The sequence below is a fragment of the Rickettsia asembonensis genome, assembly GCF_000828125.2.
Lineage (GTDB): Bacteria > Pseudomonadota > Alphaproteobacteria > Rickettsiales > Rickettsiaceae > Rickettsia > Rickettsia asembonensis.
This window is the reverse complement of sequence record NZ_JWSW01000074.1, coordinates 21,379-42,644: the sequence shown is the minus strand read 5'-3', so window position 1 is coordinate 42,644 and position 21,266 is coordinate 21,379. Positions and strand designations below refer to the sequence as shown.

The window sequence follows — 21,266 nt, the reverse complement described above, 5'->3', positions numbered from 1 at the left end:
TCAACACTCCCATTAACGTGCAGGAAATTGAAAAAAATAAAAAAATACTTATTGAATGGGATACGTATAAAATCCCAACATTAGTAGAATGGCAGTTTACTTCGATTAGTTCAGAAGAAACTTTTGTTACTATTACAAATACCGGTTTTATAGGCAATGGTGATGAAGTGATAGAGCAGGCTATTTCTTCAACTGAAGGATTTACCTTAGTACTTGCCGGAGCTAAGGCATTTCTAGAGCATAATATTATTTTAAATCTTGTAAGTGATCGTTTTCCTAAAAAAATAGATTAATAAACTTTCTACTGAATAATATCTTTTATCTTATTTAGGTGATAATAAAGATAAGTTCGTAATGTTGTTAGAAAAAAATAATATAAAGAAGATTTTTGGTAAACAAGCTTAATAATATTAATAAAACAGAATAAAGTTGCTTAAATACCAAAGAGTTAAAATTATCATGCTTCCCTAGGATTAAAAAACTATTTATTATTGCAATTTTTTAATTTTTGCTTTAATTGTAATCAACTATTATTAATAAAAATAAGAAATGACTTTTATGGAAGATTTAAGCTCTTGGGAAGAAAAGTTTGAAACTTGCGTTTACGCTAAAAAACTATTAGACAAAATCGAATATTTAAACACTAAAGTAAAAAATCCTGTTGATATAGAAAAAATTAAAAAAGGTATCTATTACGCTCGCAAATATCACGGCTTACAAATGCGTCAATCAGGTGATCCTTATTATTCTCACCCGATTGAAGTAACGATTATGCTCACAGAGTTTGTAGCCGAAGAAGCCCCTAAGCTTTATAATGCTATTATGCTGCAAGCCGCTTTGCTCCACGATACTATTGAGGATACAGAACTTACTGAAGAAATGATAATCGCAATTTTTGGACTGGAAGTAGCAAAGCACGTAGAGGGTTTAACTAGAATCAAACCATATGGAAAGATTAGTGCAGAGGAAAGCTTAAATTTATTAATTAATGAAAAACGACATGATACAGCTCTTATAAAATTATTTGATCGTATACATAACATTCAAACGCTAGGAGCTAAATCGCCTGAAAAGGCTAGAAAGATCATAGAAGAAACTCTAAAAAAGTTTTTAATTTTAAGTATGTATTTAGAAATACCAAAAATAAAAAATAAATTGTTAGAACTATGTTTAAAAAAATTAGAGGATAATGATGTTATGTTTAAAAGTAGTTATGGCTTTTCCTTTCTAACTGCTCAAAATGCAATATCCCGAATCCATAACTTATACTTAAAGGAATCGATATAACTAATATCCCCCAATGACCAAAGTAATTTACTAGATACACAATACAAAATGAAGTAACTAGGTATATTAAAGCCCGAGATAAAGCATATAAAAAACTTGAATAGGTAAATCTCTTAAAAACCGGGAAATGTTTAAAGAAAATTGGTACAGCTGTAGCATCTCCTAAAGCAACAATCACCAAAATCGACTGCAAAATTAGTAATTCTATAGGAGAACTAAGGTTATTTAGTAAATAAGGAAAAAGTAAGATAAATAACAAAAATATAGCTAAAAATATTTTAAGAATTTTCAAAGGATGCACTATACTACTTAAGTAAACTCTAAAAATTAAACAGCCAAAAAATTGTATTATTGATACAATAAAATTGTGAGTTATAACTTGCTCAGAAGTATAGTGAAAAAAATCTTTTAAGATATTGCTACAATATACATATGCAATAAAAAATGTAACGGGCCACGTACATTGAATTAAAAAATAATATAGAGATGTTTTCCAATGAACTTTTTCTTTCCAAATTGGATCATTTTCAAGTATTTTTATATCCATATTAGTTTTATTAAAACTATTCTTAACTTGTTGTTTAGCATCTATAAAGTCACGAGTTTCACGTAAACGAGTCCTAGCATAACTTCCTGTTATAGCAATGAATGTCCCTATAAAAAAAGCTATACGCCAGTTAAAACTGAAATGAGTAATTATCGATGCTAGACCTACAGCTGCGGTCCCTCCAAGAATAGAAAAAGAGGTAATTAATGATACAATGGGATATTGTTTAGGAGGATTTATTGTTTCGGTAAGATAAAGTTCTGCGCCGATTATTTCTCCTAGAGATGACATACCTTGAATGACACGGCACGCGGTAACTATCCAAGTAGCTGCAATTCCTATTTGAGCATAAGTAGGTAATCCAGCCATAATAGCACAAGAACAAGCCATTAAAATAGTAGTTATAACCATTGTGGGTTTACGTCCATATTTATCGCCTATCCATCCAAAAAGTAAAGCACCAAAGGGTCTAAAAACAAATGTAGAACAAAAAGCAGCAGCTGAATATATAGCGGTAGTCTGAGTATCGACTTTTGGAAAAAATAGCTCATTAAGAAGCACTGCCATATGTACGTAAATCATTAAATCAAAATATTCAAGAAAAGTACCTATAGATAAAATACCCACAGCTTGTTTTTGTTCTCTATTTAAACTTGTTTGTGCTTTCTCATAGCCGAGCATAAATTCTTTATAAAAATTAAATTGTAAAGAAATTTATACTGTTTAAAATAAAAGTCAATAGGAATTTTCGCTTTATACGATAAATAAAGAAATGAAGTACAACTTATTATTAATTTATGTTATCAATTTTATAAATATAATTGAACTAGTTTAAAGTGGTATGCCCGTGTACCTGAGCATTCATCACAAGTCCAAAGCCTATTAGCATGGATGCGATCATTGTTCCGCCGTAAGAAATAAACGGTAAAGGTACACCTACTACGGGAAGCAAGCCCATAACCATAGCTATATTAATAAATACGTGACTAAATAAAATTGAAGTAATACCTATTACCATTAATTTACTAAAAATCTCTCGGCAATTTGCGGCAATTAATAAAGAAATAGTTATAAGTGCAAAATATAATATTAGTAAAAACATTCCTCCTATAAAGCCGAACTCTTCGGCAAAGGTAGCAAAGATAAAGTCTGTTTGATGTTCGGGAAGAAAATCTAAATGGCTTTGGCTACCTTGATTTAAACCGCGTCCAAATAGGCTACCTGAACCTATAGCGATTTTAGACTGAATAATATTATAGCTAGCACCGAGCGGATCATGTTCGGGATCTAAAAAAACCATTACCCGTTTTTTTTGATAATCATACATCATATTCCAAGCAATAGGCAGACTAATAAGAGCAGCAAGACCTAATATTATAAAATATTTTATTCTAAAACCCGTTGCAAAAAATATAATTGCCGAAACAATTAAAACAATCATTCCCGTACCTAAATCCGGTTCTCTAATTATTAGAAAAGCCGGTATTAAAACTCCTATAATTGGTATGATAACTTTATGGAATTTTGTTAGATCATCAATTGTTAGTGAATGGAAATACCTCGCAAGCATTAGTACAACGGCAATTTTTATCGGTTCGGAAGGCTGAAGCTTAACTATACCGATATCAATCCATCTTTTACCGCCCATGGCAGTTGAACCGAAAAGCTCCACGGCAACTAGTAAAGCGAGTACACAAAAATAGAAAATATATGATAACCTAAATATTATACGCAAATCAATCAATGCAACAACAATAGCTAACGGCAAGAATATACAAAAATTTATAATTTGTTTGTAAGCCCAGGGTTGTAAATTACTATTCGCTGCAGAATAAAGCACAATGAAACCAATACAGCAAATTAAGCTAATTAGTAAAATTAAAGTAATCGGTAATTTTTGTAATTGTTCTAGATAATTTTTATACATTTGATTTTTTGCAATCAGTAAATAATATGGTGATAGACGAAGTTTAATTTAGAAAAGAGCAAGGCGTTGCATGTTTTTTGACCGCAGCGTACATACTAGTACGTGAGAATCAAAAAATATGAAACGACGCTAATTTTTTAAATTAAACAAGTATATTAAATACTTTAAAAATAAATACTAATTCGTCGGCCGTCTCCTTCAAATAATCAAAACGACCAGCAGAACCCTTATGTCCTGTATCCATATTCGTTTTTAATAATAAGGGATTATTGTCTGTTTTTAGTTCTCGTAATTTTGCTACCCATTTAGCAGGTTCCCAGTAACCTACACGTGGGTCGGATATACCGCAAGTAATGAATAGAGCAGGGTAGTTTTGTGCTTTTACGTTATCATAAGGGGAATATGATTTAATATATTCAAAATATTCTTTCTCTTTCGGATTACCCCATTCATTATATTCTAAAAGAGTTAGAGGTAAGCTTTCATCAAGCATGGTATTAAGTACGTCTACAAATGGTACATGAGCAACGGCTAATTTATAGAGTTCAGGTTTTTCGTTGAGGACATAACCTATTAACATACCGCCGGCACTACCGCCCATTATTACTATATTATTGTTACTTGTATATTGCTCATTAATTAAAGCTTTACTACAAGCTATGAAATCTTCAAAAGTTCTTTTTTTTGTTAAAAATTTTGCTGCTTCATACCAGCCATGACCTAGATCGTCACCGCCTCTAATATGAGCAACTGCGTAAATAAAACCACGATCGGCAAGCGTCACTGCCGTATTTCTAAAATTGACAGGCATGCTAATCCCGTAAGCTCCGTATCCCATTAGATATAAAGGATTTGATCCGTCTTTTTTAAATAAAGATTTTTTATAGAATAAAGTAATAGGTACTTTTACGTTACCATTATCTGCAAATATTCTCTCTACTTGATACTCCTCCGGGTTAAAGCCTGATGGTATTTCTTGGGTCTTTAATATCGTTAATTTATCGCTAGCCCTCTTCGGAAACTCTACTTCTAGGGATAATTTGTACGTCGATCCGGTACTCGCATCCTTACGTATGCTTTTGTACGCTGCGGTGCTGTGTTCCGTGTCTCCTTCAAATTCCTCTCTATAAGCGAATTTCTGAAGAGGGCTACTATCAAAATCGTAGCTATAAGTGGTATTCGGTCTTGTTAGAGAAGAGTAATTTACTCTGATATCGTCTTCCTCAAAGTTTGTAGAAAAGCTACTTGCTTGGAAACTTTCGTCAGGAAAATGAATTGTTTTTTCTTGTAAATCTTTAAATCGCTTTATTCTAATTAGAGGTAAACCTTGGTCACGATAATTTAAGATTAAATAATTATTTGTAACCTTAAAGCTTTTTAAATATTTGCCTTGTTCTTCCTTAATATAAATATCATCCCAGCTAGTATTTTCAAAATTATCAGCAGGAACTTTTATAACACGAAAATTTTTAGCTTCATAATTAGTTCTAATATAAAAATAATCGCCGTTATGTTCTATTTCATAGAATATTTTATTTTCTGCAGCTCGTACTAATTTAGGAGTAAAATTATCATCCTGCATAGAAATTACGTAAATTTCATTTTCATTATGATCACCTGAATTTATAAAAATATATTCGTTATTTGCAGATTTCTCACAGTTGATAAAATGAAGAGGGTTTTTTACCTCAAATATTAATTTATCCTGAGTAACATCTTCACCTAGAGCGTGAAACATTACCTTATCCCAGCGTTGATTCTCATTAATAGTAATATAGAAAAAGCCGTTTAATTTTTCATGCCAAATCACAGTAGGAGCTATATCCGTTACATTATCAGGTAAGTGTTTTTGCTCTTTAAGATTGTATATTTTGATATTATATTGCTCATTACCTGTAAAATTAACGCTATAAGCCATTAAATTTTGATTAGGTGACATTGCGACTTTGGCAACATCGGTAAAACCGCCGTTTGGAGTAAGAAAGTTAACATCTAATATTATCTCTTCATGTGCTTCCATACTATTATGCTTTCTACAATATATCGGATAATTTTTATCGCTTTCTACTCTATGGTAATAGTAATAATCTTTTTTCTTAACATAAACTGACTCATCGTCTAATTTGATTCGTCCTTTTAATTCTTCAAAAATCTTTTCCTTATCGTTTTGCAGATCGGCAAAGAAATTTTCGGTATATTTATTCTCAGCCTTTAAGTAGTCTAAAATTTTAGAGTCTTCTACATTTGGCCATTTAGGATCACGCAGCCATTGATAATCATCGTTTATTGTTTGTCCGTAGGCTTCAAAGCTATAATTTTGTTTTTTTGCGATTGGTGGTTTCATGTTGTCGACCTTCGTATATGTCATTCCTGCGAAAGCAGGAATCTAGGGATTAAGAATGTAAATAATTTTTTATTTTTCTGGATACCGTGGTCAAGCCACGGTATGATAGAGTATTAAAATCAAACTAATTAATAGGAATAATATAATAAATATAGCAGTTTGCTGATTATGCCAAGCAGATATTTTACCTAAAATATTATCCCAAATAACCTTAAAATTAAGATATTCTTCTGTATCTTCGGTACTGTCTGTCCTTTCTTTATATTTATCGATACTGAAATATATAAATTTTTCAATATATTGGTATAGGTCAAGGTTTATGTTTTCTGTCGAAATGCGTGGTATTTTTCTAAATATTAAAGTCAATAATACTGAGATTGCAAGGATAACTAGCTTAAAATTAGCAGTATGTGATATTTGAATAGGGTAGAATAAACACACGCATAAAGTTATGATACAGAAAGAGAAGTAAAATACTTTTGTCATCCCGTGGCTTGACCACGGTATCCATAAATATTTATTATCATTGCTTATTTTTTTACTGGATACCGTGGTCAAGCCACGGGATGATACGTGCAAACTCTCCATCAATAACCCAAATAATACGGTACAAGTTGCTATCTTGGAAAATATAATAATATTATTTGCATCTAAAAGATTGGCAATTCCATCTTTGATATAAGAAGAATTAATAGGCAGTATAGATGTATATATTAATATGCTAACTACAAACCCGCTTAATAGAATAAGATTAACTTGAGTATTTTGAAGATCTTGGTAATTTTTAATACTGTATTCATCTTCTATATAAGTAAAATATAAAGCAAATAACCCATTATATAGTATATGTATGAATATAAAGCTTGTAATAAGATAAACTATGTTTGGAGAATTTATACTAATAGCCGTTAATATAAAGCCAAGCTGTGATACGGTAAGATAACATATTAATCGTTTAAGGTTTTTCTCAATTAGAGAAAATACTAACCCATAAATAATCATTGATATTCCAAAAAACTTAAGTATCTCAAGACCGCTAAATAATTTTAAAATGATAATTAAAGTAACTTTAGTAGTAAAACTTATTAAATATACAATACCGCTACCTGAAGCTGCAGGATAGCAATTAACCACCCAGCCGTTTACAAAAATAGCCGAGGCATTAATCAAACAACCTGCAAGTATGAATATTGCCGGTAACTCAAAATTATATACTGATTCCGTTAAAGAAATAAAAGCTGTATTACCTGTTGTTTGGATTAGAAGAGTCATGCCAATTAAAATTAGCCCGCTACTGAATAAATGAGTGAGGAAATATTGACGTGCCGGTTTTATCTTTAATTGGTCACAAAAAATAATTATGCAGGCAAAAATCGTCATGAATTCAAGCGAGATTATCATGGAAATAAAATCAGCTGTAAACACGCATATAATAGAAGAGAGACAGTATAAACTGCCTATTAGCGTCTCAAATTTTCTGTTTTGGGAAATTGTATAAAGATTTAAGATAGCAGTGACAATTAGAAATGCTAAAGCTATTAGCTGATTTTGTGGGTTAAAATCAAACATAAGCTCAAAATTAGTAAGCGGAAATGTAAATCTGGTATTTTGAATAAACATTTTAATCTTTAGAAGAAACTGTTAAAACCTCTAGTCCTTGAATCCTCTTAAAGTCTTTTACATTTAAAGTTAATAGAGGATAACCATGCGTTATTGCCGTTGTAGCAATTAGCATGTCATTAGTATCGATAGTTATCTTTTCTTTACGTAAATTGTCTATAATTTTTGCATATATACGGGCTTCTTCAGTCTTAAAAGGTATTACTATAAGTGAATTGATTATATATTCGATAAAAACTAAACGTTTAATACGTATATTTTCATTATCGGCTCTATCCGCACCTATTAATAATTCTGTTAAAGTAATAGGACTAATATAGCATTGTTCATATTTTTCTAGTACCTTATAGGTTAATCTACCTCTCTCTAAATCCACTAATATAGAGGTATCAATAACTACTTCCATTTATCATCTCTTTTAAAATCATATTTTTGACGTGCTTCATACACGACTTTTTTAAATTGTGCGGCATCCTCAGGATCTAATATAGGGGCATGCTCAAAAAACTCTTTTAACGTTTTTTTTGGTTTATCAGCTGCATGTACAGGCGTAATTCTTGCTACTATATGATTACCTTTTTGAACATCAAAACTCTCGCCTTTATAGTAAACTCTGTTCATAATATCTGAAAAAGATCGTACAAATTCTGTTGCTCTAATAATTTGTGCCATATTTATCCTCAAAAATAATTGCATATTGTATGATTATATGTAAATATATAAATTATGTAAATACATATTTATGTAATGTAAGCTAAAAATTCTCTAATTAAGATTTGGATAAAGTAAAATAATGTTATAGCTAAGGCACAAATGATTATACTGATTTCCATAGAGTAGGGGAGTGATTTTGTTACGCTAGATTCTACTAAAGAAGGTTTATAAATAGAGCTTAATATTTTGAGAAGGTAAAGGCTTGAAAATATGCTACTAGCTATTACGACAATCATAACTATGATTTGGTTCTGCTCGCTTGCGGCGAGTAATATTAAGAATTTGCTGATAAATCCGCTAAAGATAGGTATACCGATTAGCGATAATGAAGAGATAGATATAATAAAAGAAATTAAAGGAAATTCTTTAGATGTTCCATGCAAATCCTGTACTTGGTCAGCTTTCTTTAAACTGTAAATACTTCCCATACTGTAAAATAAGCAGATTTTTGTAAAAGAATGCGAAACTAAATGGAGTATTGCAGCTCCAAGTGCTTTAGGTGTTAACATGAAAGCACTAAGTAAGGCAAGGCTTAATTGGTTCATAGTGGAGTATGCGAGTATTTTTTTTATATTATCCGTGCCTAGTGCTTTGAATGAGCTGTAAAATATACTCACTATCGGTATAAAAATTAACCAGTTAAACTCGGCAAATATCATTTGTAAATACGATAAGCCGAATATATATAATAGGATTTTGTAAATACAAAATAATCCGGTTTTAACCACTATTACGGCATGCAATAAACTACTAACGGGGTAATGAGCAACCATTGCGGCGGGAAGCCACGAATGTACCGGAAAAATTGCAGTTTTAGCAATACCAAAAATAAACATTAATAATAAGATAATGGATTGGTTTTGAGAAAAATAATTTTCTACTAGGCTGCCGCTTGCAAAATCTCCGTTACCGGTTTTAGTATAAATAATTATCACTGCCGGTAAAAATAATATTGTGGCAGAAATCATCAGAATTTTTAGATATTTATATAACCCGCTAAGTACTATATTATTTTTGGTATGTCCTATTAAAAAAGCTGTAGAAATAGTTAGAAGCTCATAACAAATGAACATAGTGAATAAATTGCTAGATAAGGCAATTAAAACGCCAATTAGAATAGTTAAGTTAAAGAAAAATAAGAATCTAGAAGAGTTTTCTGTATTATTAATAGCAAGATATTTAGGGGTGTAAAGTAAAGCACAAATCCATAAAAAGCCTATTAAGCTTAAGAATATAAGCCCTAAAGGTTCAAGATGGAATCCTATAGAGTAATTACCGAATATATTAAATTCAAATCCTGCTCTAATACCTTTTAAAAACAACCAGTCTATAATTAAAATATTACCGAAGAAAAAAATAGCGATAGTAATAAGTAAAAAATTACGTATAAAGCTATCTTTTTTAGTGGCATACGGACTAGTTAAGTTTAATGTACCAACTAGCAAAGTTGATAGAATCAAAAGACTCGGAGTAGTAAATTGTGTAATCATGGTAAGCCGTTATACTTTTTTTTGAATCGTCATTGCGAGCAGCCGTAGGCTGCACGGCAATCCAGAAAAAATAATAAAAAAATTCTGTAAATCAGAATTTTTTACTGGATTGCGGACGTACAATTACTTCATAATTTCCTCGCAATGACGAGGGATTTTCATAATGTCAAAGGTTAATCAATTTTTCCAAAAAGTAACTTTCACCATTTTATAATGATAAAATAGTGATCCTACGGAACTGAGTAAGATTATAACAAAATCTAATAATAGTTTTTGTCTAAATAATAATTCGAGAATATTTATTTTGATAAAAAATAATGGGCTGATAGGTAAGCCGCAGCTGCAAATAATAATAATTATGGTTAAAACTTTGTTAGAATTCTTTTTATAGCTTTCATTATAAGCATCTATCAAGAAAAGAGCTATTTTATTTATACTGTCCGCAAGTAATAAGCTCGGTAAAATTATTATACCGCCCTTAGTAACATATAATAGAAATACATAACTTATTTGAGTGAAACATGAATAAATTATAATATTCTTGAAGTCTTCTGCTCGGTAAGCAAAATACGGAGCTATAATAAGAGTAGCTAAAGCAATAGGTCTTATAAAATTTGTAATAGAAGTTTTAATCGTCTCATAGCCTATAATAATATAAGTAAATTTATATATTATATATATTCCTATTATAGTAGAAATCCCTGCTAAATATACTAAAGTGACTGAAGCCGTGTTATTATAAGCTCTCATCATCCAAAAATGCATAGGGAAAAAAGCAGTTTTTAAAATAGCTCCTGTTAAGAAAAAACTAATAGCTATAATGATTATACGGGAATTGGTCTGTTCCTGTAAATAAGATGCAACATCATACATATTTAAGTTACCCGTAATGCTTAGCAAAAATCCTATGGCTATAAGAATAAGAGTTGCACCAATACTACCCATTATCAAGTAGTCAAAAGCTCCGATTAAAGATTTTGGGTTATTACCTGAGGCTATCAATACATAGCTACTAAGTGCCGAAATTTCTATAAATACATATAAATTAAAGAAATCATTAGTACTAATCATTCCTAAATAGCCCGTATGAGCGAATAATAATATACCGTAAAATAAAGATTTTCTATTATTGTTGATATATTTTAAGATTGTTCGATTAGTAATCTTATGACAAAAAACTAAAAAGAATAATAAAACCAAGTTAAGATAGATAATAATAGCTTGGTTTAGTGAATTTAGCCGATGTTCTATTCCTATTTTTGAACTCCATCCTCCCATGGTATAAGATAGCTCCGTATTTTGTATAATGCTATATCCATAAACACTGACCAAAAGGCTAGATAAAATGCAAATCGTAGTAATTACTCGTGCAAAGGTAATAAAGCGAAAAGATATTATTGAGAGTAAAGCCCCGAATAAAGGGAATAATATTTGTATGATAGGGAAATGGTTAGCTAGGATCATTTATACTCATTGAACTTAAAAAATTGGCTACGTCGTCTTTGTAAGACCTCGGATGCTCACGTATTTAGTATACGCTCCGCTCCTCGGCTTACAGCCTCCTTGCTCTTTTCCAAGTTGAACTTCGTATAACAACTCTTCATTTCACAGGAGTATATTTATCAAAATTAATTTCATTTTCTGATATTGTACCAAAATGTTTATAAATTTGATATATTAAACTTAAAGCTACGCTAAGAGTAGCAAACCCAACTACTATAGCAGTTAGCATTAATACATGAGGCAAAGGGCTAGTGTAAGTAGTTAGCCCATCTTGTAAAATAGGTACACCACCTGTTTTAACTTTTCCGATACTTAAATAAAATACTAATACCGAACTTTGAAAAATTCCAAGCCCGATAATTTTATGAATATAATTACGGCTTGTAAGCATTATAAATAAGCCGCTAGTTAGTAAAATCAAAGTAAGAAAGTATATTAAATGTGACATTACATTGTCATCCCGTGGCTTGACCACGGTATCCAAAAAAAAATTTAAAAAAGACTGGATCCCGCGATCAAGTCGCGGGATGACAGTTAATATGCTTTGAAGGACTGATTAAATACGCATGTGACTTTTTTACCCTTACGTATAGCGAGCTTAGGAAAAACCTGTTCAAGGATCACCATATTAGGATTATCTTGAGCAAGGCGATAATTTACTAAAGATTCTCGAAGTGAATCATCTACAGCAAAAATACCGGAAATTTCAGCGTTTTTATCTCTAAATTGCAGATAAGTAAACTCGCCGTCGTCAAAAATTTTAATAGGAGCTATTTCTTCGCTGCCGCTAATATAATAATTAAAGTTGTATTTTTCAGGATGAGTAAGATCGGGACTGGCTAGGGAAATAGAAAAAGTTTGCATATGACCGCTCATATTGTCATTTTCGTCATCCGGGTAAAGAAACTTTACGTTAAAGACCATTTCAGGATCACGCATATCAAGAGTTTCGGCGGCATATAGTTCAAAGAAATAAGTCCGTTTATTAGTAATTAAAGTCATATTAGTAGTAGCATCCGGTTCCATTGGTTTAATAAAAATCCTATGACCGGCAGGTACTATTTGCCATGAAGTAGTATCTCCCATAGAAATACTGACTATTTCCTCGTCTCTTGCTAGTTCTATACTTGCTTGATAACCGTAATATCCTGTGAATTTGAAAACATCGTCAGGGTTATAAGTCATAACTCTTAGACGCGGGTCTCGACCTAGAGGTCGTGATATAGTAAGAGCAAATACATCTAATGTAAGTATTATAAAAGTACAAAATATTATTAGTTGCTTCATATTATTTCTGATTTTTATTCCTTAATAACTTTAGCTTGTAACTAGTAACGGTAAAATTGAAGGGCATATCAGGTGATGTACTTGTGCTGATAGAATCCATTATAAATCCGATTCTTGCTTCCCATACCATGTTTTCTAAAATTTCACCCGTACTATTTTGTGCCAATGATTCAAAAGTAACAACTGCCTCGTTATCGTTTATATTGTTAATTGATAATATATTAATTGAGCGTCTATATAGTTTTTGATATCTTATGACCGGTGATAATGAGTTATTAATATTCATAAAATTAGCAAATTGCATATAAACAATACTCGTAGAAGCATTTTTGATAAAGGTAAATTGTTCTTTTAATATATCGTAATTATATTCTTCCCGTTGTTTTACATAATTCTGAAGCATAATATTTGCAACAGAGATATAAGGATTTGCTAATGTTGAATGTTTAGTATTAGTAACGGTAGCTTGTTTTTCGGCATCATCTTTTATTAAATAACTTACTTTTTTGTTTATTGGTAGCAATATGTTGATATTTATACAAATTAAGGTTAATAATAAGGTAAAAATCGTGCATATTAAAAGCAGAAGACTTCTATGACTTAATGGTAAGATATACTTAAAATTATACCATTTTCTTGCATCAATAAAATATTCGCCGGATTTTATATATTCTTGTATCGCGTTGGTTAATGGGTCCATAATTACTAGATTAATATCTAATTTTATTCTGTTTTAACTCTATCATAATTATTATAATATGATTATGATTTGTTAATTTAATGTTATTTAAGCTATAAAATAATTTTATATTGTTGTTACAATACCAAATATTGTTTAACTTTAAAATTAAAATAAATAAATTATAAATTAAAATTATACAATAACAATTATTGATGGTAGTTATTATGTTGTACTCGTCCCACTTGAAAAATTGGCGACAATATATCCGCAGGTAGCCACGTATTAAGTGTACGCTCTGCTCTCAAGTTGAACTTCGTATAACTACTCTTTATTTACTTCAGAGTATAATAGTTTACAATCTTTTTAATATTTTTTTATATTTATAAATAGATTTTTTCAAAAAATGCTTGTGAACTATTGTATAGTAAGGTAATTTTAAAATAGTAACAAGATAATTTAATAATGTATAATTAGAATGTTAAAATCATTAAAGTTTCTATTAGTATTAATTATGCTTGCTCAATTGTTGTCATGTACCTCTTCAGCTCCTTATGAAATTAAAAGCCCGTGCGTTTCTGCTGATATAGATGATGGATCGAGTTTAAGCGTAAATCCTTGTATAAGAAGACCGGTTAATTCAGTAAATATAGCATAAAAGTAATAGTTTTACACAATAACAATGTAATAATAAAAATACCTTTGATATGAATAATATATTTGACTTCTTTAAATCAAGTAACAACTCAAAAAGCGGTTTAGGAGATACACAAAATCAAGAAAGTATTAAATCGGCTAATCCTTTAAAAATTACTCAGAATTGGTATGAAGAGCGATCTGATAAGTTAATTGTTCAACGTAACTTACTTATCATATTAATAATACTACTAACCATTTTTATGGTTATATCAACTTTAGTAATAGCATTTGTAGTAAAATCCAAACAGTTTGATCCTTTTGTTATTCAGCTTAATAGTAATACCGGACGTGCCTCGGTGGTAGAACCTATTTCATCACCGGTGTTAACGGCGGATGAGTCTCTTACAAGGTATTTTATAAAGAAATACATAACGGCACGGGAAACATATAATCCAGTTGATTTTGCAACGATAGCTCGTACAACAATAAGATTATTTTCAACAAGCGGTGTTTATTATAATTATCTTGGTTATATAAGAAATAAAGATTTTGATCCTACGATAAAATATAAAGAAGATAATACTACATTTTTAGTAATAAAATCATGGTCAAAAATCGCAGCAGATAAATATATAGTTAGATTTTCCGTAAATGAAACATCAGGAAGCCAATTAGTTTATAATAAAATAGCGGTAGTAAGTTATGCTTATGTGCCTATGCAATTAACAGATTCAGAACTTGATATAAATCCGGTAGGGTTTCAAGTTAACGGATATAGGGTAGACGATGACAATAGTTAGATTTTATTTTTTAGTTTTTATATTATTAAGTGGTTTTACAGTACAACGAGAATGTCCACTTGTAGATGATCCATGTAATAATAGTAGTAATAATTATGTAGATGATTTGTCTATAACTAAAGATAATAGGATAAAAACTTATATATATAATCCAAATGAAGTTTACTTGTTAGTTTTACATTTTGGCTTTCAATCGCATATAGAATTTGCTAAAAATGAAGAAATCCAAAATATAATTCTTGGGGATGCTTATGCTTGGAAAATAACTCCTTTGGCAAATAGATTATTTATTAAGCCTCTTGAAAAAGATATTCGTACAAATATGACTATTATAACTAATAAAAGAACATATGAATTTGATATCGCTTCTACGGAACTTATGATGGGTAACGAAAGGGATTTAGTATATGTAATTAAATTTTACTATCCTAAGAAAAATAGTAATTATATGGCAAGGTTTTAGTAGGGTACTGTGTCATACCGTGGCTTGATGCTATATGTCATTCCCGCGTAGGCGGGAATCCAGTTCTTTCTGGTGTTATGGTGTGATTTGGTTGATCACGAAAGTCAGGAAAAAATAAAATAAAGACTGGACATTGCGGTATTAAAGATTACTGGATTCCCGCCTACGCGGGAATGACAACAAGAACACTTTAACTAATATAATTTAGATATGGCTGAAGAGCAAAATAACAATAATAATACCGGTTCTTTATCAGGAGCAGATGCTCCTGAAGTACAGAGAGAATTATCAAAAGTTTCAGTTAGCTTTAATAAGAGTATTGCGATAGTAGTCGTAATTTGCGGTATTTTTATATATATTTTTTATACTCTTTTTTTCGCTACTAAAAAAGAAGAAATACCAGATACTCAAGTGCCGACTAATATTGTAAAACCTGTTGCGGATGTTGATGATAATATTCCGGAGATTCCAAAATTACCTGATCCACCTAAGATTGAGACGCCTACTGCTCCACCACCTCCTCATCCGGTAGTAGAAGTTCCACCGCTCTTACCTCCTACTACTCCTGTAGAAGAGAATAAATACAAAACGCTTCCATTGCCGCCGGTTTCGTTGCCTTCGACTTCAGGAACGTTAGTTGAGAGTGATGCAGAGAAGCAACGTCGTGAAGCAAAAAGAAAATCAGCTATAGTGTTAGTTGGTGGTGTAGAGCCTAAAAAAACACAGGAACAGATTACGGCAGAAGCGACCTTTAAAGATCGTGGTGATATGTCTTTGGTTCTCGGACGTGGTAAATTAATTGATGCAGTACTTGAGACGGCAATAAATAGTGATCTCGGTGGTGAAATAAGAGCCATTATTAGTAGAGACGTATTTTCTGAGAAAGATAAAGTTATATTGATACCGAAAGGGGCAAAAATATTCGGTAAATATGCAACCTCAACTTCGTCAGATAGTTACGGTAGAGTTTCTATAATATGGGATAGAATCGATTTAACTAACGGTTATATTATAGAATTCGACTCACCTGCAGTTGATAATTTAGGTAGACCGGGACTACAAGGGAGAGTCGATAATAAATATAAAGAACAATTTGCAAATGCCGTATTACAATCCGGCTTTAATATAGGTCTTGCTAAAGTTCTTGATAAGTTAGTGCCGCCTCCTATAGATTCGCAGGCAGCAGCTATCAATAGTGCTACGGCAACACAATTGTTAAATACTGCTCAAACTATTGCGGCTAATACCTCGATTGATGCAAGTACTAGAATAGTTACGATTTGTACTAACGTACTTGCGGCTATTACCGATAAAACTTCGACTGCTTATACTACTATGACTCAAGCATGTATAACAGCACAAACTGCTTCTTCAGCGAATACTGCTGAGCAGAGACTTCAAACCTTAGTACAGGCAGTTAATACGGCAGCTTCAAGTTTGTTTACTACTACCTCTATAGCATCGACTCCGACACAAGCACAACAAGCTTCTACTCAAGTTTTTACGGATGTGACGAATGTTGTACAAAATATGATAACGCAGCAGCAGTTTAAGCCGACGACAACGGTTAATCAAGGTATGCCGGTTAGAATATACGTTAATAAGGATTATAAATTCCCAAAAGCCGTTTTATTAAGATCGAAGGTAATGAAATGAATGAAGAATTTGCAGCCTTAGAGACGTTTTTACTTCCTTTTAAAAATTTATTTGCTGAAGACGGTATTAACGAGATTATGGTTAATAAGCCTGGAGAAGCATGGGTTGAAAAAAAAGGCGATATATATTCTAAGCAAATACCGGAATTGGATAGTGAACATCTACTTTCATTAGGGCGTTTAGTCGCTCAATCTACAGAACAGATGATTTCGGAAGAAAAGCCTTTACTTTCTGCAACTTTGCCGAATGGTTACCGTATTCAAATAGTATTTCCTCCTGCTTGTGAGATAGGACAAATCATTTATTCTATAAGAAAGCCTAGCGGTATGAATCTAACTTTAGATGAATATGCTAAAATGGGAGCATTTGATGATACTGCAACAGAGAGTTTAGTAGATGAAGATGCAGTAATTTTAAATGATTTCTTAGCTGAAAAAAAGATTAAAGAATTTATTAGACATGCAGTTGTTTCAAAGAAAAATATCATAATTAGCGGCGGTACTTCAACCGGTAAAACTACTTTTACTAATGCGGCACTTACTGAAATACCTGCAATAGAAAGATTAATTACTGTAGAAGATGCTCGTGAGGTTGTGCTATCAAGCCATCCTAACAGAGTGCATTTACTTGCTTCCAAAGGAGGACAGGGACGTGCAAATGTTACTACTCAAGATTTAATAGAGGCATGTTTGCGTTTAAGACCGGATAGAATTATAGTAGGTGAGCTTCGAGGTAAGGAAGCTTTTAGTTTTTTGCGTGCTATTAATACAGGTCACCCCGGTTCAATATCAACACTGCATGCGGATAGTCCCGCTATGGCTATTGAGCAGTTAAAGCTTATGGTTATGCAAGCAGATCTTGGTATGCCGCCTGAAGAAGTAAAGAAGTATATTTTAACCGTTGTAGATATCGTTGTGCAGTTAAAACGCGGTAGCGGTGGGAAAAGATATGTTTCGGAAGTGTATTATAAGAAGAATAAGAATACTGAGGGTATGGTGTAGACCTCCTGTCATCCCGTTGCTTGACCACGGGATAACAGCAGAAAAACTGTAAAAGTTCACGAATAAACTAGGAATATCAATTCATGGAATGGCATAAGATACTTAAAGTTACTAGGAATATATTCGGTCATGCTATAATTCATCCGGTTGTTATTTTTTGTAGCATTTGGATAAGCGGTGCATTTGTTGCAATTTTTACTAATGAGGTTGGAGCTTTAGGTGTAGATATAAATGCTATAAATATTGCTTATAAGTGGGCTTACTGGCTTATTAACGTTTGGGGGCAGTTAAAAATTGCCGACTATAATTATTTAAAATTGAAGCTACTTGCATCTCTTCTTGGTCCAGCTATTGTTGTCATAATATTTTACATTAAAAATTTTGAAAGAATAAAATCATTACAATTTTTTGAGCAACCGGAAAAAGTATATGGAGATGCTAGCTGGGCTAATCCGTCAGATATAGAGGCTGCTGGTCTTAGATCCAAGAAAGGTATGTTAATAGGTGTTGATGCCGGGGGATATTTTGTTGCAGACGGGTTCCAGCATGCTTTATTATTTGCTCCTACAGGTTCAGGTAAAGGTGTGGGTTTTGTGATACCTAACCTGTTATTTTGGAGTGATTCGGTAGTAGTACATGACATAAAGCTCGAAAATCACGGTTTGACGAGCGGTTGGCGTGAGAAACAAGGTCAGAAAGTTTTTGTATGGGAGCCTTCTAATCCCGATGGTATTACGCATTGTTACAATCCGATTGATTGGGTTAGTACTAAGCCTGGGCAGATGGTTGATGACGTGCAGAAAATCTCAAATCTTATAATGCCGGAAAAGGATTTTTGGAATAATGAAGCACGAAGTTTATTCTTAGGTGTAACTTTATATTTAATAGCCGATCCTACTAAAACTAAATCTTTCGGTGAAGTAGTGCGTACCATGAGAAGTGACGACGTAGTTTATAATCTAGCGGTCGTACTCGATATGCTTGGCGGTGTAATACATCCTGTTGCATATATGAATATTGCTGCGTTTTTACAAAAAGCCGATAAAGAGCGTTCGGGCATAATATCTACAATGAACTCATCACTTGAATTATGGGCAAACCCGCTTATTGATTCGGCTACTGCATCTTCTGATTTCAACGTACAAGAATTTAAAAAAGTAAAAACAACCGTATATGTAGGGTTAACACCTGATAATATACAGCGTTTACAAAAATTAATGCAGGTGTTTTATCAGCAGGCGACAGAATTTTTAAGCCGTAAAATGCCGGATTTAAAGGAAGAGCCACATGGGGTAATGTTCTTACTTGATGAGTTCCCGACGCTTGGGAAGATGGATACTTTTAAAGCCGGTATAGCTTATTTTAGAGGTTATAGAGTTCGGTTATTTTTGATTATTCAAGATACGCAGCAGTTAAAAGGAACATATGAAGATGCAGGGATGAATTCTTTCTTATCTAATGCAACATACCGTATTACTTTTGCTGCTAATAACTATGAAACGGCAAATTTAATATCGCAGCTTGTCGGTAATAAGACGGTAGAACAAAGATCATTTAGTAAACCTTTATTTTTTGACCTTAATATTTCTACTAGAACCCAAAACGTTTCTCAAGTTCAAAGAGCTTTACTTTTACCTCAAGAAGTAATACAGTTACCGAGAGATGAGCAAATTGTTTTAATAGAATCCTTTCCACCTATAAAATCTCGTAAAATTAAGTATTACGAAGATAAATTTTTTACTAGTAGATTATTACCGCCGACTTTTGTACCTACTCAAGTACCTTTTGATCCTAGGGCAAATAATAATGAGGCTTCTGAAGAGACTGAAACAACAACTGCTCCGGAAAATAATGAGTAAGATCCAAAAATGCGTTCAGCTATTATTGATATCGGTTCAAATGCTTTAAGAGCTGTAGTTTATGAAAGTGATGAGCTTGGAGCTCCGGAAATTTTTAATTATAAATTTAGAAATTATCTTACAAATTTACTTAATTTAGATAATTTAGATGTAAAACATCAAACATATTTATCTCTACAATATCTTATCCATATTTTTACCAAACTGTCCGTTACTAATATTAGATGTGTTGCAACAGCTATACTTAGGGGGCATCCTAAAGCAGATGAATTCAAAGCTATAATTAAAAAGAGATTCAATATTGATATTGAAATTATCTCAGGTGAACGCGAAGCTTATTTAACTGCTGCTGGATTAATTTCCGGTATTAGTGATGCTTTCGGTATTGTAGCCGATCTTGGCGGTGGAAGTCTTGAGCTTGCTCAGATTGGAAATAAAAAAGTCGGTAAATTAAAATCATTGCCGCTCGGTACAAAAATTATTGCTAGTAGCAATTTTGGTGATGTTGGACTGATTACTAAAATGCTAGAGGAAGAATTTGGAGCTGCACATCATCCTAATTTATATTTAATTGGCGGTGCATTACGTTTAATGAGCCGTATATATATGGAGTCTATAAATTATCCCCTTAAAAATTTACATAATTTTGAAATAAATCGTGTAGAGTTTGAGTTATATTTAGAGAAATTATCGCAAATCGATAAATTAAAGCTGAGTTATTACGAGCAGAAAGCCATAAATTATAATGCAGTTCTAGTAATAAAAGCGATGATTAAGGTATTTTCACCGGAAAAGATTATTATCTCAAATTACGGTTTAAAAGAAGGAGTAAGATTTGATTCGTTACCGTCTCATGAAACAGAAAAAGATATTATTTATGAGAGGGTGAAGAGATTAGTAAAGTTTGATAGAAATATATGTAAAATTGAAAAATATATTGAAGCAGTACAATATCTTTTAATTAATTCCAATGCCACGACTCTTATTATTATTGAACTCGCTATAATGCTAGCACAATATAATAAAAATATTGATAAAACGCTCAGAGCAAATTTTGTTTCGGAATTTATACTATCTTCAGACATTCCTTTTAGTCATAGACAGCGTCTTATGCTCGGCATTGCTCTTACGGTTACTTATACTGCTAAAACTGATATGCAGATTAATAAAATAGCTAAGAAAATGATTAGTAAAAGTGATTATTATAACAGTCATATAATCGGTTATTATATAAAAATTGCTAGAGAAATTGATGGACCGGAATTCCAAGAACCTTCTTTTTCGATTAAATTAAAAGACGATAAATTTTTACAAATTAATGCTTCAAATATCTTGCCTAAACAAGTTTTTGAAAAGGTTTGTGAACGTTTAAAAGATATAAGTTCTGCTAGAAAAAATATTAGTTATAATTTTAATGATTAATTGTTTTTTGGATCCCGTGGTCAAGCAA

The 21,266-nt window shown here is 31.9% G+C and carries 20 protein-coding genes and 2 pseudogenes; 10 read left to right on the top strand and 12 right to left on the bottom strand.

All coding sequences use genetic code 11. The features are described from left to right. Both SB78_RS06175 and SB78_RS06170 read left to right on the top strand, forming a co-directional pair. On the top strand, positions 1-293 hold a 293-nt coding region (locus SB78_RS06175), incomplete at its 5' end, for an SRPBCC family protein (RefSeq protein WP_041079436.1). A gap of 265 nt (positions 294-558) precedes the next feature. Beyond that, on the top strand, positions 559-1,287 hold the full coding sequence (locus tag SB78_RS06170) for an HD domain-containing protein (RefSeq protein WP_041079435.1): 729 nt from the start codon (positions 559-561) through the stop codon (positions 1,285-1,287). Here SB78_RS06170 and SB78_RS06165 read toward each other — a convergent pair. The 10 genes and pseudogenes from SB78_RS06165 to SB78_RS06125 form a co-directional block, all read right to left on the bottom strand. After that, positions 1,202-2,515, bottom strand: a complete 1,314-nt coding sequence (locus tag SB78_RS06165) for an MFS transporter (protein ID WP_041079430.1) — start codon at positions 2,513-2,515, stop codon at positions 1,202-1,204. The genes SB78_RS06170 and SB78_RS06165 overlap by 86 nt on opposite strands. A 145-nt stretch (positions 2,516-2,660) precedes the next feature. Next, positions 2,661-3,761 carry a rod shape-determining protein RodA gene (rodA, locus tag SB78_RS06160; protein ID WP_041079429.1) on the bottom strand — a complete coding sequence of 367 codons (1,101 nt, stop codon included), beginning with the start codon at positions 3,759-3,761 and terminating at the stop codon, positions 2,661-2,663. Positions 3,762-3,903: 142 nt separating this feature from the next. Further along, positions 3,904-4,767, bottom strand: a pseudogene (locus SB78_RS12015) (prolyl oligopeptidase family serine peptidase); the annotation flags it as partial. A gap of 144 nt (positions 4,768-4,911) precedes the next feature. Continuing rightward, a pseudogene (locus SB78_RS12010) lies at positions 4,912-6,105 on the bottom strand (S9 family peptidase); the annotation flags it as partial. A 90-nt stretch (positions 6,106-6,195) separates the two neighbouring features. Then, a complete protein-coding gene (locus SB78_RS06150; protein WP_410524519.1) occupies positions 6,196-7,674 on the bottom strand; it encodes a proton-conducting transporter transmembrane domain-containing protein in 1,479 nt (492 codons plus the stop codon). A gap of 52 nt (positions 7,675-7,726) precedes the next feature. Beyond that, entirely contained in the window at positions 7,727-8,131 is a 405-nt protein-coding gene (locus SB78_RS06145; RefSeq protein WP_041079426.1) for a PIN domain-containing protein, read from the bottom strand. Next, positions 8,122-8,397, bottom strand: a complete 276-nt coding sequence (locus tag SB78_RS06140; RefSeq protein ID WP_041079425.1) for a hypothetical protein — start codon at positions 8,395-8,397, stop codon at positions 8,122-8,124. Before SB78_RS06140 ends, SB78_RS06145 begins: the two co-directional genes overlap by 10 nt. Positions 8,398-8,465: 68 nt before the next feature. After that, the gene (locus SB78_RS06135) at positions 8,466-9,929 is read right to left on the bottom strand and encodes a proton-conducting transporter transmembrane domain-containing protein (RefSeq protein ID WP_041079424.1); all 1,464 of its coding nucleotides are present in this window, start codon (positions 9,927-9,929) and stop codon (positions 8,466-8,468) included. A gap of 177 nt (positions 9,930-10,106) precedes the next feature. After that, the gene (locus SB78_RS06130) at positions 10,107-11,393 is read right to left on the bottom strand and encodes a proton-conducting transporter transmembrane domain-containing protein (RefSeq protein WP_041079423.1); all 1,287 of its coding nucleotides are present in this window, start codon (positions 11,391-11,393) and stop codon (positions 10,107-10,109) included. Positions 11,394-11,529: 136 nt separating this feature from the next. Beyond that, positions 11,530-11,880 (bottom strand): Na+/H+ antiporter subunit C, encoded by a 351-nt coding sequence (locus tag SB78_RS06125; RefSeq protein ID WP_041079421.1) that lies wholly within the window; start codon positions 11,878-11,880, stop codon positions 11,530-11,532. A 4-nt stretch (positions 11,881-11,884) separates the two neighbouring features. On the opposite strand from SB78_RS06125, the gene SB78_RS09455 reads away from it, so the two are divergent. After that, on the top strand, positions 11,885-11,980 hold the full coding sequence (locus SB78_RS09455; RefSeq protein ID WP_146625056.1) for a palindromic element RPE4 domain-containing protein: 96 nt from the start codon (positions 11,885-11,887) through the stop codon (positions 11,978-11,980). Here the strand turns inward: SB78_RS09455 and virB9 are convergent. Both virB9 and SB78_RS06115 read right to left on the bottom strand, forming a co-directional pair. Next, on the bottom strand, positions 11,967-12,719 hold the full coding sequence (gene virB9, locus SB78_RS06120) for a P-type conjugative transfer protein VirB9 (protein WP_041079420.1): 753 nt from the start codon (positions 12,717-12,719) through the stop codon (positions 11,967-11,969). The genes SB78_RS09455 and virB9 overlap by 14 nt on opposite strands. A 1-nt stretch (position 12,720) precedes the next feature. Next, a complete protein-coding gene (locus SB78_RS06115; RefSeq protein WP_041079418.1) occupies positions 12,721-13,419 on the bottom strand; it encodes a VirB8 family type IV secretion system protein in 699 nt (232 codons plus the stop codon). Positions 13,420-13,876: 457 nt separating this feature from the next. Here SB78_RS06115 and SB78_RS06110 point away from each other — a divergent pair, with 457 nt between their 5' ends. From SB78_RS06110 to SB78_RS06080, 7 genes are all read left to right on the top strand, one after another. Then, positions 13,877-14,056, top strand: coding sequence for a DUF2706 domain-containing protein (locus SB78_RS06110; protein ID WP_041079415.1), 180 nt, complete (start codon positions 13,877-13,879; stop codon positions 14,054-14,056). A 49-nt stretch (positions 14,057-14,105) separates the two neighbouring features. After that, positions 14,106-14,837 (top strand): VirB8 family type IV secretion system protein, encoded by a 732-nt coding sequence (locus SB78_RS06105; protein WP_041079413.1) that lies wholly within the window; start codon positions 14,106-14,108, stop codon positions 14,835-14,837. Further along, positions 14,824-15,300, top strand: a complete 477-nt coding sequence (locus tag SB78_RS06100) for a TrbG/VirB9 family P-type conjugative transfer protein (RefSeq protein ID WP_040257357.1) — start codon at positions 14,824-14,826, stop codon at positions 15,298-15,300. Before SB78_RS06105 ends, SB78_RS06100 begins: the two co-directional genes overlap by 14 nt. 210 nt (positions 15,301-15,510) lie before the next feature. Continuing rightward, a complete protein-coding gene (locus tag SB78_RS06095) occupies positions 15,511-16,956 on the top strand; it encodes a TraB/TrbI/VirB10 family type IV secretion system protein (RefSeq protein WP_041079411.1) in 1,446 nt (481 codons plus the stop codon). Continuing rightward, positions 16,953-17,957, top strand: coding sequence for a P-type DNA transfer ATPase VirB11 (gene virB11 / locus SB78_RS06090; RefSeq protein ID WP_041079409.1), 1,005 nt, complete (start codon positions 16,953-16,955; stop codon positions 17,955-17,957). The genes SB78_RS06095 and virB11 overlap by 4 nt, the downstream gene beginning before the upstream one ends. A gap of 83 nt (positions 17,958-18,040) precedes the next feature. Then, positions 18,041-19,816 (top strand): type IV secretory system conjugative DNA transfer family protein, encoded by a 1,776-nt coding sequence (locus SB78_RS06085; RefSeq protein ID WP_041079407.1) that lies wholly within the window; start codon positions 18,041-18,043, stop codon positions 19,814-19,816. 9 nt (positions 19,817-19,825) lie between these two features. Beyond that, positions 19,826-21,238, top strand: coding sequence for a Ppx/GppA phosphatase family protein (locus SB78_RS06080; protein WP_041079406.1), 1,413 nt, complete (start codon positions 19,826-19,828; stop codon positions 21,236-21,238). Positions 21,239-21,266: the final 28 nt, after the last annotated feature.

Coding starts and splice junctions, on each gene's coding strand:
- SB78_RS06095 (WP_041079411.1), top strand. CDS start 15,511: ATGGCTGAAGAGCAAAATAACAATAATAATACCGGTTCTTTATCAGGA.
- virB11 (WP_041079409.1), top strand. CDS start 16,953: ATGAATGAAGAATTTGCAGCCTTAGAGACGTTTTTACTTCCTTTTAAA.
- SB78_RS06140 (WP_041079425.1), bottom strand. CDS start 8,397: ATGGCACAAATTATTAGAGCAACAGAATTTGTACGATCTTTTTCAGAT.
- SB78_RS06130 (WP_041079423.1), bottom strand. CDS start 11,393: ATGATCCTAGCTAACCATTTCCCTATCATACAAATATTATTCCCTTTA.
- SB78_RS06135 (WP_041079424.1), bottom strand. CDS start 9,929: ATGATTACACAATTTACTACTCCGAGTCTTTTGATTCTATCAACTTTG.
- SB78_RS06085 (WP_041079407.1), top strand. CDS start 18,041: ATGGAATGGCATAAGATACTTAAAGTTACTAGGAATATATTCGGTCAT.
- SB78_RS06115 (WP_041079418.1), bottom strand. CDS start 13,419: ATGGACCCATTAACCAACGCGATACAAGAATATATAAAATCCGGCGAA.
- SB78_RS06110 (WP_041079415.1), top strand. CDS start 13,877: ATGTTAAAATCATTAAAGTTTCTATTAGTATTAATTATGCTTGCTCAA.
- SB78_RS06125 (WP_041079421.1), bottom strand. CDS start 11,880: ATGTCACATTTAATATACTTTCTTACTTTGATTTTACTAACTAGCGGC.
- SB78_RS06080 (WP_041079406.1), top strand. CDS start 19,826: ATGCGTTCAGCTATTATTGATATCGGTTCAAATGCTTTAAGAGCTGTA.
- SB78_RS06105 (WP_041079413.1), top strand. CDS start 14,106: ATGAATAATATATTTGACTTCTTTAAATCAAGTAACAACTCAAAAAGC.
- SB78_RS06170 (WP_041079435.1), top strand. CDS start 559: ATGGAAGATTTAAGCTCTTGGGAAGAAAAGTTTGAAACTTGCGTTTAC.
- SB78_RS06150 (WP_410524519.1), bottom strand. CDS start 7,674: ATGTTTGATTTTAACCCACAAAATCAGCTAATAGCTTTAGCATTTCTA.
- SB78_RS06145 (WP_041079426.1), bottom strand. CDS start 8,131: ATGGAAGTAGTTATTGATACCTCTATATTAGTGGATTTAGAGAGAGGT.
- SB78_RS06100 (WP_040257357.1), top strand. CDS start 14,824: ATGACAATAGTTAGATTTTATTTTTTAGTTTTTATATTATTAAGTGGT.
- rodA (WP_041079429.1), bottom strand. CDS start 3,761: ATGTATAAAAATTATCTAGAACAATTACAAAAATTACCGATTACTTTA.
- virB9 (WP_041079420.1), bottom strand. CDS start 12,719: ATGAAGCAACTAATAATATTTTGTACTTTTATAATACTTACATTAGAT.
- SB78_RS06165 (WP_041079430.1), bottom strand. CDS start 2,515: ATGCTCGGCTATGAGAAAGCACAAACAAGTTTAAATAGAGAACAAAAA.